Annotated in this window: 13 protein-coding genes; all 13 read right to left on the reverse strand. The window is 40.4% G+C overall.

The window, feature by feature from the left end:
- Positions 1–13: 13 nt before the first annotated feature.
- Entirely contained in the window at positions 14–2,245 is a 2,232-nt protein-coding gene (locus ACRQQK_RS17265; protein WP_457513452.1) for a DEAD/DEAH box helicase, read from the reverse strand.
- Between the two features lie 10 nt (positions 2,246–2,255).
- Complete coding sequence (locus tag ACRQQK_RS17270; RefSeq protein ID WP_457513453.1) at positions 2,256–5,576, reverse strand: STY4851/ECs_5259 family protein; 3,321 nt, start codon at positions 5,574–5,576, stop codon at positions 2,256–2,258.
- A 52-nt stretch (positions 5,577–5,628) separates the two neighbouring features.
- A complete protein-coding gene (locus ACRQQK_RS17275; RefSeq protein WP_457513454.1) occupies positions 5,629–5,964 on the reverse strand; it encodes a hypothetical protein in 336 nt (111 codons plus the stop codon).
- A 51-nt stretch (positions 5,965–6,015) separates the two neighbouring features.
- On the reverse strand, positions 6,016–7,326 hold the full coding sequence (locus ACRQQK_RS17280; protein WP_457513456.1) for an McrC family protein: 1,311 nt from the start codon (positions 7,324–7,326) through the stop codon (positions 6,016–6,018).
- Positions 7,327–7,331: 5 nt separating this feature from the next.
- Complete coding sequence (locus ACRQQK_RS17285) at positions 7,332–9,980, reverse strand: AAA family ATPase (protein WP_457513458.1); 2,649 nt, start codon at positions 9,978–9,980, stop codon at positions 7,332–7,334.
- A 207-nt stretch (positions 9,981–10,187) separates the two neighbouring features.
- The gene (locus ACRQQK_RS17290) at positions 10,188–10,472 is read right to left on the reverse strand and encodes a ParE family toxin-like protein (RefSeq protein ID WP_457513460.1); all 285 of its coding nucleotides are present in this window, start codon (positions 10,470–10,472) and stop codon (positions 10,188–10,190) included.
- An 8-nt stretch (positions 10,473–10,480) separates the two neighbouring features.
- Positions 10,481–11,350, reverse strand: coding sequence for a viperin family antiviral radical SAM protein (locus ACRQQK_RS17295; RefSeq protein ID WP_457513462.1), 870 nt, complete (start codon positions 11,348–11,350; stop codon positions 10,481–10,483).
- A gap of 63 nt (positions 11,351–11,413) precedes the next feature.
- Positions 11,414–12,106, reverse strand: coding sequence for a hypothetical protein (locus ACRQQK_RS17300; RefSeq protein WP_457513464.1), 693 nt, complete (start codon positions 12,104–12,106; stop codon positions 11,414–11,416).
- Complete coding sequence (locus ACRQQK_RS17305) at positions 12,097–12,447, reverse strand: hypothetical protein (RefSeq protein ID WP_457513466.1); 351 nt, start codon at positions 12,445–12,447, stop codon at positions 12,097–12,099. Before ACRQQK_RS17305 ends, ACRQQK_RS17300 begins: the two co-directional genes overlap by 10 nt.
- Complete coding sequence (locus ACRQQK_RS17310) at positions 12,444–12,935, reverse strand: hypothetical protein (protein ID WP_457513468.1); 492 nt, start codon at positions 12,933–12,935, stop codon at positions 12,444–12,446. Before ACRQQK_RS17310 ends, ACRQQK_RS17305 begins: the two co-directional genes overlap by 4 nt.
- 60 nt (positions 12,936–12,995) lie before the next feature.
- Positions 12,996–13,835, reverse strand: coding sequence for a hypothetical protein (locus ACRQQK_RS17315; RefSeq protein ID WP_457513470.1), 840 nt, complete (start codon positions 13,833–13,835; stop codon positions 12,996–12,998).
- A 48-nt stretch (positions 13,836–13,883) separates the two neighbouring features.
- A complete protein-coding gene (locus ACRQQK_RS17320; protein WP_457513472.1) occupies positions 13,884–15,488 on the reverse strand; it encodes a restriction endonuclease subunit S in 1,605 nt (534 codons plus the stop codon).
- Complete coding sequence (locus ACRQQK_RS17325) at positions 15,481–17,082, reverse strand: N-6 DNA methylase (protein ID WP_457513474.1); 1,602 nt, start codon at positions 17,080–17,082, stop codon at positions 15,481–15,483. The genes ACRQQK_RS17320 and ACRQQK_RS17325 overlap by 8 nt, the downstream gene beginning before the upstream one ends.
- Positions 17,083–17,126: the final 44 nt, after the last annotated feature.

Raw genomic sequence — 17,126 nt, forward strand, 5'->3', positions numbered from 1 at the left:
CCGCTAGCTGGGTTTACGGGGCACCTGACTCTATTGCTTTCGCTTTAGCTTCCAGTTCACTAGCCATATCAGCCATACCCAAAGCACGTAATCCACCAGCCTGTGCCAGTAGATCCGCTACCGATACGCCTTCTATCGGTTGATTAATACTTTCAGGCTGATCCAATTGCTTTTCACGCAAGATCTCGACTACAGAGCCTCTTAATTTTGAGCGTTCTGCCTCTTGCTGCATGCGAACAGATAACCGTGCTGTACCCTGTCGGCTATCTGTAAAGGTAATTAACCTTCGACCACGAGCAGGTAAAGATTGAGGTCCTTCTGGACCTTGCCCATCGAAATCTGGGCAGAACTCAAGCAACGTAGGAACCACATTCGCAATATAAAAAGGTGCCCCTAACATAGCCCTTCTAAACGGTGAGCTACCGTTATAGCCATCAAAGCCACAACCACTACAAGTCTGTTTCTGAGGAACATTAAGGACAGTTAGCTCATATCCGTTAGCCTCAAGAGAGCAAATTACACCGTCTTTACCAATATTCATTGACGAATAAAAACCGTCATTATCTAGGTGTGCTGCATATATTTCTGGATAATGAGAGTTCGTATCTAACTGTTGAACATCCAAATCTCCATCTTCGTCATTTAATTCATGTTGAAGGGAAAACTCATCACTACTATTGCTATTCCATTGAGTTAAAAATCCACCTTTGTCTCTTCCCATTAAATGTGGTTCATTGCACTCCAAGCAGAAACTCAACTCCAATACCGGCGCTTCACAATCACACATCTGTCTTTTAACAGAATATACGTACCCAAATGGCCAATTATGCTCTAAAGGAGTGCCTTTTTTACATTCACAATCTTTGTTGATACAACTCCATAAACCATTAGTCATTCGTTGAAAGAAATGAGCCCTTAATTTAAGAAATGCCTCAGATTTTAAGTTAGGCTTAGTCCCCGTCATTAAGTCTAACCAGCGCAGTAATTCACTTTGAGGAATAACAGATTTATTCATCCGTATAGCTGAACGAGTATTTATCTCGTCAAGAGTTAAAGGTGCTTTACTATTTACGATAATATCTCGAAGTACTCGGGCATAAGTTGAAGCTTTAAGCGCTTCATATCTATTCAACGAGATATCAGGGTCATTTATCTTAGCTTTCTGCCCTTCCTCACCTAATGGTTCTATAGATTCAAGCTCATCTAAAGTTAAATTTTTCTCTTCACAAAAATCTAATTCCGGAATAACTCGTCTCCCACCAATCACCTTAATCTGACTCGGTGAAACGCCAGCTAAATCAGATAAATAGCGCTTTAATTGTTCAGTGGCTTCATCACCAGCAATAGTTGCAGACGTTGCAACAAATCGAACATTTTGGGCCTCAACACCAAATGCTTGTAATACTCGGCGAAGTTGTAAAGATAACTCTGCAGCTTGAGAACCAACATAGGTATGAGCTTCATCAAGAACGATCCAGCGTAATGATTTTTCTTGTTTGGAAATTTCAATTATTGGTGAATCGATTTGTCTCACCAACATGTACTCAAGCATAGTTCCATTCGTAACCAAGATTGGCGCAGGCTCTTTACGCATTAATTCTCGAGTCAACACTTCATTGGGTCTTTGCTCTTGAGCTTTACGCTTTTTCTTTTCACTGTTTTCGGTGTTGCCATTGTAAAGACAGTATCGAATACCTTTACCAAAGTGTTGAGTCCAGGCATTTAAACGCTCTTGCTGAGAATTAATCAATGCATTTAATGGGTACAAAAATAGTGCTCTTACACCGACTAGAGGCATATTTAGCTGACGATATTCACGGTACAAGTCTTCCAAAACGGGCACCATAAAACACTCCGTCTTACCAGAGCCCGTACCAGAGGTTACTACCACCGATTTAGCTTCATTATCAAGTAACGTCTTCCAGGCTTCTAACTGATGCTTGAATGGTTGGAATTTTGCTTCAAATCGATAGCGACCGTTCTCTTTGTTATCGAGTGCATTAATAACAGCTTCCGAAAGTAAATCACCTTTTAAGTCCGAAATCTTAGGTTCAGCAGACTCCCAACCAAATGTGTGTTCAAACAAAGGTGGAGCTAAAAATGCGTTTTGTTCACCACAGTTTTCTCCCATCAAGTTACTTAAATGCTCTCTTAACTCAGGATTAGTAATTCCCAACACACTCAATGTTGATTCTTTTGCTCTTGCTACTGATTGTTCAACTAAGTCAGAAAAATAACGTGTCATGGACTAATCCTTATTTAGCTTGATGTGCGAAGTAGTTAATGAAAACGCTATACATAGGTTCAAACCATTCACGATCAAAATCTCGAAGTTTACGTAAGTGGAAAATTGCATCTTTAGGCAAGTTGTCAGCGATTACCGCAGGTATTAATCCCGAAGCCATTGCTGCGGCAAATAGAGGCAGATAAACAACACCAGCCTGGAAGTTAACATTGACCTTTAACTCACATGGTAGTAGCTGTAAATTATTGCACCACTGCTTTAGCTCGTTTCCATATTCTGTCGGCCATTGATTATCTTCACTATGCTGATGTAACAATTCCTGGAACCAAATCTCCGAAGTCTGCAGCATATATTCAAGCGGAATTCGTGGCTGCATCCCACTATTTATCAGGTAGCTAACAACCGAGTTCGCAAACGCTGGTATTGTCAGGCCTAACTTTTCAATATTTTTCTGAATCATTGGCTTAAGTATCTCATCAGATAATCCAATATTTTTCAGCGCGTCTTTCATAATCGAAGCAGCATGCTTCCAGTATTCCAAAGATATAAATTCCCAAAACACTGAAAATTCACTCTCTATATGAGAAATGAACTTTTCATCAATATCAAAAGCAAAAACGGCAACCGCGAGAGCTTCTGGATTTCTAACCAAATGACGCCAAACTTCAAATGTTGAAAGAGGTAAATGACCATAATTCTTATATGTATCTCTTAAATAGGTCCACCCACTGTGAGTCAAATCCGAACTCATCTGCAATAGGACATCAGAAATCACACCCGGATTATGTTGCGGATGAAAAAGTTTTGCTGCCTTTTGCAAACTCTGCACTTCATCGTCAGTAGTTTCTGCCCTTGAGCCTGGGAAAAACTTTGCCCTAAACGCTACTTCTGAAGTTACATCTGGAACGATTAACCAAGGTCCATCCGTTTCAATAAACGATGGAAGTTCATATTCACCAATAGCAATACCTTCAGTCTGACGACTTACCAATGCGAAAGGCTTCTGCTCTGGATCAGATAAAGACATAAGAACAGGCTTAACGCATTCGGCATTCGATAAAGCAGTTGAGCGTAAAAAAACAGTATTTGTCGAACGCTCATGCTCAAGCATCGTCGAATAGTGATTGATGATAAAGTTAAGCGTTTTACCCGGACCTTTTACACATAGTTCCACTTCACCGTCTAGCAGATCTGTTAACGAAAGAAGTTCTAAAATGGCATCTTTTAGACCATATAGACTGACTTCTAATGGTTTGTCTGTAACCTTATAATTCCATTGAAAATAAGGTGTTTTGCTGTTTCCTTGTCCCATCGTTTTGATAACAGCTTCAATCTGGAAATTAGCTGGAATCCCTTGAGTCGAGAATAGATGTAAACGACTACCTAGTAAGTCATTTACAGTTAACCGACTTGCTAACAATTTACCATCGCGGTTATATGCAATAGCTCCTCGCGCGGGGAAAGGAACCTCAATCAAAATGGGGTCAGAAAGTATATTTGCGCGAATTGAAATAGTGATTGAAGCAGGTGTTTTACCAATAGAATCAAGCAAGATCTCTTTCAAACCCTCAGATTTATATGAGTTTGTAACCTGTACATCTTCAGAAATAACATCCCAGGTGCACGGCGAATTCGTTTTTACCCTGATAATGCCTTGGATAGGCGTTTCACCATTAACCAACTCAATTTCAAAATCCTTTGGTAGTATGCCAATACGCTTTCTCAGCAAAATAATTCCGCTTGATGTTTTCGCAGTAAGGAGTTGACGACCATTGAGTTCTGATTGGCATAGCGAACCAATAACTGAACCATTCAAATAAGTCGACACATCTTCATGATCATCTAGTGAAAGTTCATTCGAATATCTTTCGACTTTGGGTACACCTTTAAATACAAGTGCTGGTACAGTTCGCCATGGTAATTGCTCGCCTTTAAGGATGAGATCCGATGCATGAATACTATTATCATTAGTGGCTATAACGTACCTTTCTGTATCGTTGACGGTTAACTCACACCTACCGTCTAGATATTTGAGCGCTAAGCCACTAAAACTAAGCTCTGAATCTTCTAAGTACCCAAATCCCATATTAAACGCAGTATGTTGAGGTACTAATATGCCAATTTTTCTGTGTTTAGTTATGAGGGATGACTGACCTAAAATTTGCCACTTGTCGTCTTTATCTAGTAAAGAAATTGGTGACTCGCCAATATCTATAGAGCTGGACGGCAACCGAACTTCAGCTAGTGTGCATCCAGCTTGCATTACAGCGACATATAATTCACTACCAGATTCTATTCGACGAACCTGTACAGAAGAGTTTCTAAAACGAATTAACGTTAAGTTATCTTCAAATTGAGCAAAGCCAGTGCCGAGGGCAGCAATTTGTTGATCCCCTTCAAAAATAGCTAACTCAACTCGACTGGTTTGCAGTTGCTTTTTAGATAATTCAAAAGTGTATGTCGAAGGAAGCGTAACTTCTGTATAAACTGCTTGATTAACAAAAGAAAGATAATGGTTACATGCAAGTTTTCTCTTGGTAGTTGTGACTTTCCTTACTTCTTTCGTCGCTGTAGAAAGCAATTGGTTCAAAAATGCAGTTCCAACTGTACTTTCCAGGGGTAGAGGAAAGCTTTCTCGCCAACGGGAATACTGTTCGTCTAAGTACTTGGCTGGATCTTGCTGCCTATCTAAAGAAAATTGATACACCAATGTATCGAGCTTTTCAGCCATACTAGCGATAAGACATACAGACTCGTCACTTTGCAGTGTCATCGGTAAAACAGTAATCCTGGACCTAATGAGCCTCTCAATAGCTATAGTACCTAGGTCTTTCGCCTCTTGATAACGTTCAAATACCGCGAAAAATGCATTCTGATAATTATTTGAATCACTGGATAGCAAATTTGAAGGTAACCCACCTTCAAGAAAGATAGAACCAAGGTAGTCTGAAATATTTGAGTTGAATTTCGCAACCGGTTTTCCCCAGTAAATAGACAAACCTCTGGGTACTATTTCACTTCGTTGTAGTGGAGAGAGTTCAAAAGAAAGAGATTCAAAAATCGGCTGCCAGCTCCAATCACCACTATACTCCCTGCGAAACCACTCAGAACAATATAGAACGAATGCACCACACCATTCTTTCGTAAAAGTATTTTTAACCTCAAATCTAAAGCTAGAGGAAAGAGTTCTACGAAGGGATAAATACTCGTCGTTAGTCATATGGTATTGATACAGAGGACGACCAGAGTCTCTTTTGACACTACGACTGTTTAAGAAACCATTTAACCATTGAGAAACTGATTGTGATGTACCTAGAATAGACGTGTTCATATCTGTAATCGCTATATTGTTAAGTATAAATAGTTATAGAATGCTGCTTAAATTAAAACGCCAGATACTCAAAAAAAGCATTGATATCACCAACTGTTTTTAATTTCAGTTTTAGCGCAGGCTCTCCCTTCGATAACCCTGGAGTACTATAGGTATTACTGTGGCGCCCTTTATCTTCCAGGTATTCAGTGCACTCAACATTAGCAAGCGGAGCTCCAAGGTTAGACTTGGGCAACCAAACATTGACGTATGAGCCATCTCTTGGGGAATCTACCTCAACAACGAAGCCAAATTTAGTAAAAATATGCCACGCATTAATTTTTTTCGTGACTCTCGTTGGTTCGCCATAAACGTTTTGAATTCGATTTATAAATTGCTCTCTAATCATCATTTTTTACTTATTCTGCTTTGTTGACTTAACAGTAATTAATTTTCCGTACTAATCGTTGTTTATAAGCTTACGAACTTCATGATTATCACCAAACAACAATCGGCTCTTCCCATTCACACACAGTTCAAATGGCACAACCCAAAGCCTTAAGTCGTCACTAAAATCAAAGCTATATTCTATCGGTTCTATAAAAGAATCGTGCGCAGGATAAATCAGCACTAATGCTCCACGACCATTTAAATACTTTTGTCCGTATGCATACATTTGATAAAAGTCGGATTGGGACAGACCAAAATTGTGCTCATCAAGATCAATGAGTTTCCATTTAGTATCTAAGACAACTTTGCTTTTATCTGGGGATGTCACGATTAAATCTGGTTTGAGCAAGAACTGCTCTCTTTGGTTATGAGTGACCAAATACTCAGAACGAGCTTGAGTCGTCAGGGTAGCACCTTCAACCAATTGCCCTCTTAAAACCGAAGCAACATAACTTTCAAATACCGCTTCCATTGGAAATAACAAAGATAAAGCGCCGTGCTCTCCTTTCATGCTCAATGGAGAAAATCCTTCCAGGATCAGCTTTGCCCACGCTAGAGGAACGTGGTAATCAAGCATTCCGCGGTCTAACTTAACGGCATTGATATCTTGTTTGATGAATTTGCTCTCTGGTACTTCAGCGAAAGCAAACTGCAATTCTCTTAATAGTTTTTGATTGGATGCCAACATGACATAGCGTGTGAGTTTTCGTAGTGCTGTTTTAATTAAGCGGTTAGCGGGTCTGTTAATCAGATACTCATCGTATTCAACGTAGAACTTATGCTTATTCACCAGATTGTGTTTTACCTGTTGAGCAGTTAGCAGCTTACCCTTTTTATAATTGAGGTTTTCAACCTGCGCGACATAGTCACTTTTTAGCCCCTTCTTCACTAAAGAATTTACGGCTTGTAAGAACTGGTTGATAAACACCTCTAGCAGAGGCATTTTCTTGCTCGCAATATTCGCTTGGTTGGTCGACACATGACGAAAAGAACCCAAATGTTGAAGCATCATCAAGAGCATTTCTCGTGAGTCTTCTACTGATAGCATTAAGTCATCTTTTTTAATACCAACCTTGGGCAAAACTTCAATATGTTCACCAGTGGGTGTAAATAATACACCCACGTAGTTTTTTACCTGAATCAGCTCATAGCCATAACGCTTGGTCAAGCTCAGACATCTTCCTACACTTCCCTCATCCGAACCTAAACAAACCTCTTTGAGATAGTTATAGGCACTCTCAGATATTCTAGAAGTTTTTTGAATGGACTGATCGACATCTTGTGACGTTAAATAACCATGTTCGAAAACCGTCGTATGCATTACGTTTACTCGGCTGAACTATCTAACGTTGAATAAATGCCTATATAGGACTCCGGTTTGGTCCAGACATCAGTCTCTTTATCAGCTAGCGTATATTTGGTGATGGACTGACCATATTGTTCCAGCTCGTGGTTGTTGCCAAATAAATCGTTTAACTGCTGAGTGTTCTGAACTTGTTCAGATACGAACTGAAGCTCTTGATATTTTTTCTGGTTGTCTGCTAAAACCAAACGAATTTTGTTCCAGTCTTCAAAGAAGTATTCCTCAAGTAGAGGAATGATTTTATTCTGGAAAACGGAAACTAATACAGAAAACGCGTGTTCTTCTTCACCAGCATCCACTAGTTCTTTGACAGGCATAAAGAATGCGTGACCTAATGTATGTTCACGGTCATAGAGTATTTCTATACGTTGATTAAGAACCTGAAGTAACTTCTGTAGATCAATACCTTTGACACCGTCATTCACAGTTAACAATTCTGGCTGTGGCATCATTTCGATAAATTCAAAACGGCGCCGAAGAGCGGTATCCATCATAGCCAAAGAGCGATCTGCGGTGTTCATCGTGCCAATTAAAAATAAGTTATCAGGAACTGAAAAGGGCTTGCCAGAATTTGGCAGCACAAGCTCAAGAGCTTCTGAGGCATTTTTACGTTTGGAAGGCTCAATAAGAGTGATTAATTCGCCAAAGATTTTGGAGATATTGCCACGATTGATTTCATCGATTACAAGAACATAGTTTTGCTTTTTACTATCAGCGTTTCCTTTCTTCGATAACACAACCCCATTCTTTTCAAGATGTTCAAATAATTCTGTAGACGTAAATCGAGTTAGCTCATAGCAGGTTTTAAGCGTCAATCTTGTATTATTGTTGAGTTCATAAAGATCAACATCTAGCCCTGTAGCCAGCCATTCAACAGGCATTACATGACGAAAATCCTCTCTATCTTCTACACCGTCTTTTCTGAATTGATAGTCTCCGGAAACAATACCAACAGCTTGAATCGCCCATTGACCTCTAACACAAACGACGATGTCCCCTTTAGTCATTCGATTAGAAAACTCTGTAATTGATGATTTAGCGAGCGAGCCAAGCTGTTCAAAGTAGTTTTCCTCGTCACTACTGCGTTGTTCAGATGACATATCACCGGTTTCGCCCCAACCAATCGCCGATATATTATTGTCAAAGCAATATTTTCTTACCTTACTCGCTTTCACCCCATCAATAGATAACTTCCAGATTCTAGGGTTTGAATTGGCTAATAAAGGCTTCTTGCCTCCACTAGCTGCTGCGTCATTACAAATTTGCTTAAATACCCCAGGTTTTACAAAATATTCAATCTGATTGTCTTCTGTCGTCGTAGGGCATAAACCTTCCACGAACTCCTCATACCCGTAGCTTTGATGAAAAGTAACAAATCGAATTCGTTTCTCTAAAACTAAACGATCATACTCTCCTTTTAACTCTTCTCTTGAGTCCCAGGTAAATTGAGGATTTGCAGCATTCACCGCAGCTTCGATCGTATGATAAGTTTTTCCTGTACCTGGAGGACCATATAAAATTTGGTTAAGTGGTGGTTGGTTTAGCATCAGTTTATCCTTTCCAATTTCATCGTTGTCATCCGGGCTGTCGTTATCATTATCCAGATAATCACTCGGCCAATAGGGTTTTCGTTTAACGGGAAATAGTTTCTTGAACTCTGCAAACTTTTTAGATTGGTTTAAACGTTGGTATAACTCGTGACAAACATCTTCAACGCTAGAGTTCTCTAACGATTTATCAACTAATTCAAACTTAATACCTTCGCTATAAGGCGTAAAAAGACCAAATACTGACTTAGCTTTCTCAGAGCCTAGCTCTTTACGACCAACTCGAATCATTGCTCTATCGGTCATCTCGACAGTAAAAACATCAAGGCTGTTTTTATATGCCTCGCTAACTATCGAACAAAATGCTTCAATGGTTTCACCAGACCAATCAGGTAAATACTTCTGGAAAGATTTCACGTGCAAAAACTGGTTTAGAATAGACCTTTGTTCAATCTCTTTATGCTTCTGATGCACTATCTCCCAACACTTAACACCAAACTCCAATAGATCTTCACTTCCTTTCATTTCAACCAGTTTTCGGTACATGACAGGAAATGAAGCACTATTATCACTAGATGTTAATATTTGTAGCCTTGGTTTAAAGAAGGTGTTTATCAAAACTGGATTGTTCTGATCTTGGTATAAAAATGCGATTTTCCATTTCACCATCGGAGCAAAATCAATCTTATCGATAGCTTCTAGGTCACGGTGCATAACGGCTTCAACAATATTAATTAGAGCGCTTTTAACATAATCGAAGACTTTTTGTTCATTATCACCGTAGCGAGTACGCCAAGTATAAACATCGCCGTGAGCTATGCCGTTTTGCTCTTTCCCTTCACTATTTCGCTTGTAAATACCAAACTTCGCAGATGTATTGCCTTGGATAGAACCTATCGGTCTAGTTTTTGTTTCCAACCAATAGGTAAACGTGTCTTGGTCTTCCGTTGAAACATATTGTTCTAGCGTTAACTCTTTTAGCTTTTCAATTGGCCAGCGCTTTAAAAACGCATCCCACAGCTGTCTTTGGTTTTTGATTTTGCTTTGTTTATTTTCCGTGGTCATTTGGGTTCTCTTTTTGTTCTAACTTGCCTACTGCAACATGAACTCTCAAACTTTATGCCTACGAAACCTCTGCAATACTAAATCGTAGGCATAAGATTAATTATATTTACATTACGGAGTACGATTTAAAACAGCCACAACCTAAATGGGTGCATTAGATCTCATAATGTGAAGAGGGTTGAATAGTATTGCTCCACCTCTCATTCGCTAATGGTGATTTACCCACTTATCGAACTCGTTATGACTCATGCAGTAATAAGGACCAACCATTGAACATTTGCGTTTAACTAATAAGCGGTAACGTCGGTTAATCCTATAGCTCAGCCACTTTTTGTTTCGTTGTAACACTTTAGGTCTTGTGCCTTGACGAACCTCACCTTTGCAGATTTTCATAATCAATATCTTTGCCATTTCCATGGTTGCTGGAGATGCCTTAGAAGCAACAACTTCTACTTCTGAGTCGCCGTTCACGCTTACATACTTGGAGATCATAGTGCCTCCTACTTGTAACGTTGCGCGAACTTAGCAACATCAAAGCCCGTCTCAGCTAAAGCGGTTTCTATCGGTGTGCAAATGAGAGGACGACTCTTAAAATAACCGTCTGAACCATTACCGTTCTGGAAAAAAGAACCGTCTGGGCTAAGCATTAGATAGGAGTTCGTCATTGAGTCGTTGTTCTCAACAGACATCAAATGAGACACCGATTGGTGACGTTCAACGAAAGCTTCAAACTGCTGGTCATTAATGGTTTGAATAGAATCAAATACTGGTAACACTCGAAGAACTTTCCACTTGTTAGGCTGAATAGCTTCCATTAAAGCGTTGAAGTCTTCCTCGGTATTATATTGATTGACGACTGTATTGATTTTTAGCTCTGTCTTAGGGGAAACCGATTTTACTTTCTGAAAAATTGACTGTAGACGCTCTGCAGATAACACCTTACCTGATGCTGTCGCACGCCCTATTTGCTGCTGAACTTCCAGACTACAAGCATCGTAACTAATACCTAGCATTTGAAGTTTATGGGAGTGCTGCGCAATAAATTCGTCAGTAATTAAATGACTATTAGTAATTATCGAGGCATCAAAACCTAACTCTAATGCGTAGTCTAACGCCTCAATAAAACGTTGCTTGAGCAGTAATGGTTCACCACCAGCAAAGTTAAGCCGAACGCGTTGATAGCCCAATTGTTGCTGAATAGCATTTGGCGAAAGAAAGTAATCGGCTAATCTACTTAGCACTAACTTCATGTCATCGAGGTTTCGATGAAGTTCGTTCGGCTTTGCCCACTTTGCGTAACAGTAGTGGCAGTCGTAATTACATTTTTCTGTGATGTGATAGTTAATAACTAATTGTTTTGCGTAGTTCATAACACTACTCCTTCTGGTTGGTAGGAGTAGTGTTGATTTGTGCACTGCACAAAAAAGCGTTTTTTAATCAGGCAAGATATTTAATAGAGAATTAAAAGACTGAGCTTCCTGAAGGTCTTGTCGAACTCGCATAACGAGCGCAGCTAACAGATGATCTTCAGCCATGAGTGCCGATTCTATTTGGTCAGCAACATTCACCGCACCAGCAAGATCGTTTTCCAATAAGCAAAGAAGTAATGACTCTTTATGAGAGAGAGCTAAACGCTGAGAACGAAGTAGATGGTACAACAACCCTGTATTTGCGATATCCATCTGCGGTAAGCGCTGCTCTATAAACGGGCTAGCGATTCTTTCCTCACGTAATCCAAACTTTGCATCGCTAAGTTGAATTAGAAAAAGCTGAGACTCACTGATTAACTTTGCTCTTTCATCCACAGATTGAGCTTTAAGTAAAATTTCTTCACACAGTTCAGTAGCTTCGTTTCTCGTTTTTGCGCTATCAAAGATCTCTTTTACATACTTGGTATCATTGAAAAAAGCATCTAACACCAAGGCATTAAACAAACAATCCACGGCTTGAGATTTGAGTAGTTTCTTACCTCGCCTACCCGATTCGGAATCAGAAAATCCTTCATCGATCACTGCCGATGAAGGAATCGTACCATTACGTAAGTAACTGTTCGCTTTAGAACGAAGATGCTTACCATCAACCCCAAAAAGCTGCTGTACAGCCTGATTAGTATTCACTAACGGCATACAGTATCTTCCAGCAGCTTGGTTTCTGAATAGTAACTACCTTTAATTGACGCTATCACTTCTGCTGAACGATAAACCGATCTAGAACCATAAGCGCATGTGTTATTCGCATGCATTACAGCTCCGAGGCAATAACCTGCGCGAAAACTCTCTTCTTTTGAGGTGGTTAGGTAAGCCCCAAAACGTGGGTCATCTTTCTTTTTATATAGCTCAATATATTCCTGACATGACGATACCAAAAACGCTACATCGCCCGGCTTAGCAGTAGAGTGCTCAAAGGCATAACCCATTTTCGCTATTGATAATAAAAGGAGTCCTGCTAAGAAATGGATACGTTTCATTCTGCTGCTCCTTCATTAGCGACGGGTGCTACTTTTATAACAGCCTTTTGTGGATATTTTCTCAAGCGGCTATAGCTATATAAAAATGTGATTGACATCAGTACGTAACAGACAAAATCCATCAGTGGCATTTTTTCAAAGTCTTTTACATTGAATTCAAAGAACTGAACCGCAATTACTCCCATAATAATAAAGACTAATACCAGATGAGCCTGATGCACCCAGGGAGTAATGAGTTTGCGAATAAAAGGAGCGTCGGTGCAGCGACATAGTTTTATATAGCGGTATGCAAACATCACCAATAAAACCATAAACAGAGTTTCTATCAAATCCAACTCTGACGCTGAATATGAATACTCAAATATCTCCAACGGTAGAAATGCATACGCCGCGATTCCCAATACAAACATAATTAAGAGCCAAAGCCACTTAACCGCAAACTTTAACCACTTCCAAATTGACGCACCTATTTTTTTATTTTCTTGCATATCCCTAACCATTTACTATTTAGATATTTGTTTTATCGGGAGCTGATGAGTTTAGTCACCTTATTTTGTTTTAAAATCCACAGCCAACATCAACCTCAATGCTTTATAGAAAACAAACAAAAACGCGATGGGTAGTAGTACCGTTTGCAATATATAAAACACGATTAAATCTAATAACGATGAGATGGAGCTTTCTACACTGCCCGTGATATCACTGACTTTATTTTGAACGCTAGAAAAACCTTCTTTGGTTTCACTAAATGTCTTTTTCACCTTATCTAGGAAACTGTCTGATTCATGTGCGTTGTTCTCAGCCGCCAGTACAGCGTTATCCTCAATCACCGTTTGTGTCTCAACCAATGCTGCCTGAGCAGTATTTTTCTGATCACTGAAATAGTAAACATCTAGCGCATAGTTACATATGAAAACCATTGAGAGCGAAAAGCGAATAAAGAACAGAATACAGATGGCTTTGAAACTGACATTGCGATATTTCGCGAATGGCTTGTACCAAAGCGCCGCGAGATATCCAGCAACAACGGCACCTATCAATAGATTTGCGGCCTTTGATACCACAACAGAGAGCAGGACTTTCTGAATGCCTAGTGATGCGATTGCCATCATCACAATCCATGAGAATCGCTCGATCAGGTCATTAATTGGGTCAAGTAATTCACCGATAGATACCGATACAACCACAACACTGATATCCGTGCCCTGCAGCATAGATATTGCAGCGTTTAACGCTCTGGCAATACCGTAGATGGTGAAAGCACCAGTAATACTGTCTTCCTGATAATTCCAAACTAAGGTTCTTTCTAACAGCTGACTCATTGCAATGGCAAAAATGACCAGAATCACCACTGATTTAAACCATTTGTTGTTGTTCGATTCACTCATGCCACTGCACACTTACCTGTTGTTTATTTGGAACTTCCAATTAATAGACTAGGCTTTCTTATTTCCAGCCTTCTTCGCCGCTTTAGCCAATGCCTCAGCCTCTTTACGCGCCTTAGCTATTCGCTCTAAAAGCACTTCAGCAGGTTCGTCGTCATCATTTTGCGGTACTAACTCACCACGGAAGGCTTTGGCTAAAATGCTTTGAGTGAGGTTATCTACCCTAGCCTGCGCTTTTTTCACTTGCGCTTCGATGGTATCGGCGAAGGCGAAATATTGGTCGACTAAGCGGACTATTTCTTTTTGTTCAGATATAGGTGGGGCGATAAAAGGAAATGACTTTATCGTTTTCATATTCAGGAATGGCTGTACCGCCGCAGATGCGATGTTATTAAACGCCGCTTTCTGCGAGTTTAAATACAGCTCTGCAAACTTAAGCACACAAACCCTAGTATCCACACGTATTCGAGTACTTCCTGTTGTTGACAACATTGCCTCTTCACTACCTAGTGGATAAATACATGCGTTCCCAATCGTCCCGACTTTTCCAAGCAGTAAGTCGCCACCTTTAACATTGTGGCGCTTTAAATCTGCAAACTTTTCTTCTGAGATAAACTTCAAGTTCTCATTATCAAATTTGAATGGGTTAATGTTATTGATACGAATAACTGGCACACCCGATTCAATATAGTCAGTTTTGACATTAATGGAAGCTCCAAACGGGCCATCAACAATTGAATCTGCATTGTTTTGACCAATGTTTCCAATACAGCTAACAGCCCACTTGTCCGGCAGTTTAGGAACAAATTTCTCGACCCATTCTGGGCTTGCAAAAACGTTAGGGTCTATGCATGATGGCTTGCGAGGTTTTCTAGCCCCGACAGCTTTAGCTTCTTCGCATGAGCAATGATATTCAGCTTCTCTCTCGACACTAAGAGCTTCTAAGTAGGCCGTCATTGATGTCAAATTATCGTTTTGTTCACGCCACTCCTCCGTCAACTTCCCTGAAACTGCGGAAGCGAGTACCGATTGGCGGAAGCGTTTTAGCAAATTGGGAATACCATCTAAACGGGCTTTGATGGTGTCAACCTGTGCCAATACTTCATCGAGTTTTTCAACGATGCGTTTTTGTTCGGGGAGTGGGGCGATCAAAATAGGTGACTCTCTTAAAGTACCTAAAGAAACAAACTTCTGTGTTCCCCCTCTTTCTCGAGAGCTAAGCCAGCTTTGATAAGTGTTGCTTTTTAGCCAGTAATACGAAAACTTCTCAGTCAAAAGGCTTTGAGACTTCCTAAATAAACCAACATTTTTGATACTAAAATCTGTTTTATCTTCAATAATCGAAACGTTTCCAATTGTCCCGATCATTGAAAACAAAATATCTCCAGTCTCTACTTTTGAGCGTTTTGATATTTCAAAGTGGTCTTCAGCAGATATATTTTTGGTATTCTGGAAATCCAAACCATATGACTTTAAATTCTTAGATGTAACTAGAGGATAACCTTCGCCCTCAAACTGCTTTGGAGAATCATGAGTACCATCTCGGACTTCATTAAAAGCAAAATGAGCATATTCTACTGTCCAATGCTCTGGCACAGAAAAAATAGCTTTAAACTCACCTCGATTTTTATCGTTTAAAGGTTGTAGTTTAGCCATTAGATTTTTCCTCTAAACCGAACGCTTCTTCCAAGAGTTGTTTCTGTGCTTGCGCTTCATCATTTGCACCTAAAGCTTGCATCAACTGGTATATTTCAGACATCGCTTCAGTGAGTTCAGCCATTGCTTCGCCTGCCAACACTTCTGGTTCTGGTAAGTTTTCAGCACTGGTGGCTTCTAGGTCTTTAAGCCATGAGATATCTAAACTGTCGCCTTTCTGCTCACGAATGTAGTCGCGGCTGAATTTACGCCAGCGCGCGCTATCTACCTTGTGCGCTTTCTCGCTCAAACTTTCTGCTGTTTCACCTTCTGCGAAAATATTACCTAGCGTTTCATATACGCCGTCTTCACGAGGTGATTGACCGTTTTTATCTGCGCCGTAGGCAGCAACAAAGGCATCAAAGTGTTTTTCAGTCAGTGGGCGACGCTTGCCAAAAGTGTTCATATTGGTTCGCATATCAAATACCCAGGTTTCTTTTGTACAACCTTTATCCTGATGTTTGTTCTCAGGCGTGCCTTTTTGGAAGAACAGCACATTGGTTTTCACCCCTTGGGCGTAGAAAATACCCGTAGGCAAACGCAAAATAGTGTGTAGGTTACATTTGTCCATTAGGTCACGGCGGATCTCCGTCCCTTTACCACCTTCAAATAACACGTTATCTGGAATCACCACAGCAGCACGACCACCCGGTTCTAGTGCATCATAGATATGCTGCATAAAACAGAGCTGTTTGTTACCTGTTGGGTGAACAAAGGTGCGCGTAATATTAGTACTGGCGGCACTACCAAATGGCGGATTGGTCAGAATTACATTGGCTTTTGGCAGACTTTCACCAGCGCTACCTAATGTGTTACCAAGACGAATGGCACCTTCGTTTGCGTCACCTTCAATATCGTGCAACAAGCAGTTCATCAATGCTAAACGGCGCGTTTCAGGTACAAGCTCTAAACCGACAAAGGCATGCTTCATCTGAAAGTCCTGATCGTCGCCGTCAAGATCATCCAAATCGTGGGTGTTCGCTTTAATGTATTTATCCGCTTCAATTAAAAAGCCGCCTGTACCCGCAGCAGGATCCTGAATCACTTCACGAGGCTGAGGCTGCATTACTTTGACAATAGTGCTGATAAGCGATCGCGGGGTGAAGTACTGGCCAGCGCCGGATTTGGTTTCATTGGCGTTTTTTTGCAATAAACCTTCGTACATATCACCGAAGTCGTCTCGGGATTTACCTTTACCACCAAAATCATACCAATCCAGATTATCCATGTTGGACACTAACTCTGTAAGCTGCGCTGGCTGTGTGATTGTCGTGTTCACATTCTGAAAAATCGCACGCACAATAGCGTGAGTATCTTCACCTAACTGAACTAACATTTTGCGATAAAACTGATGTTGTTCCTGTCCAATTTTTCCTTTGAGATCTTTCCAATACAATCCCTGAGGCAGTAGCTTTTTTTCTAATCCTGTCTGCTCACACATTTTAAGAAACAGCAGTGAAGCAAGCTCATTCACGTAGTTCTGATAAGAAACACCGCCATCACGCAGGTTGTCACACAGTTTCCACAGTTTGGTGACTAAATCGTTGTTATTCATTTTATACTCTTAATTGCGCATTTCTGGCGGTACCAACACCACCA

The organism is Vibrio sp. C8 (genome assembly GCF_054051265.1).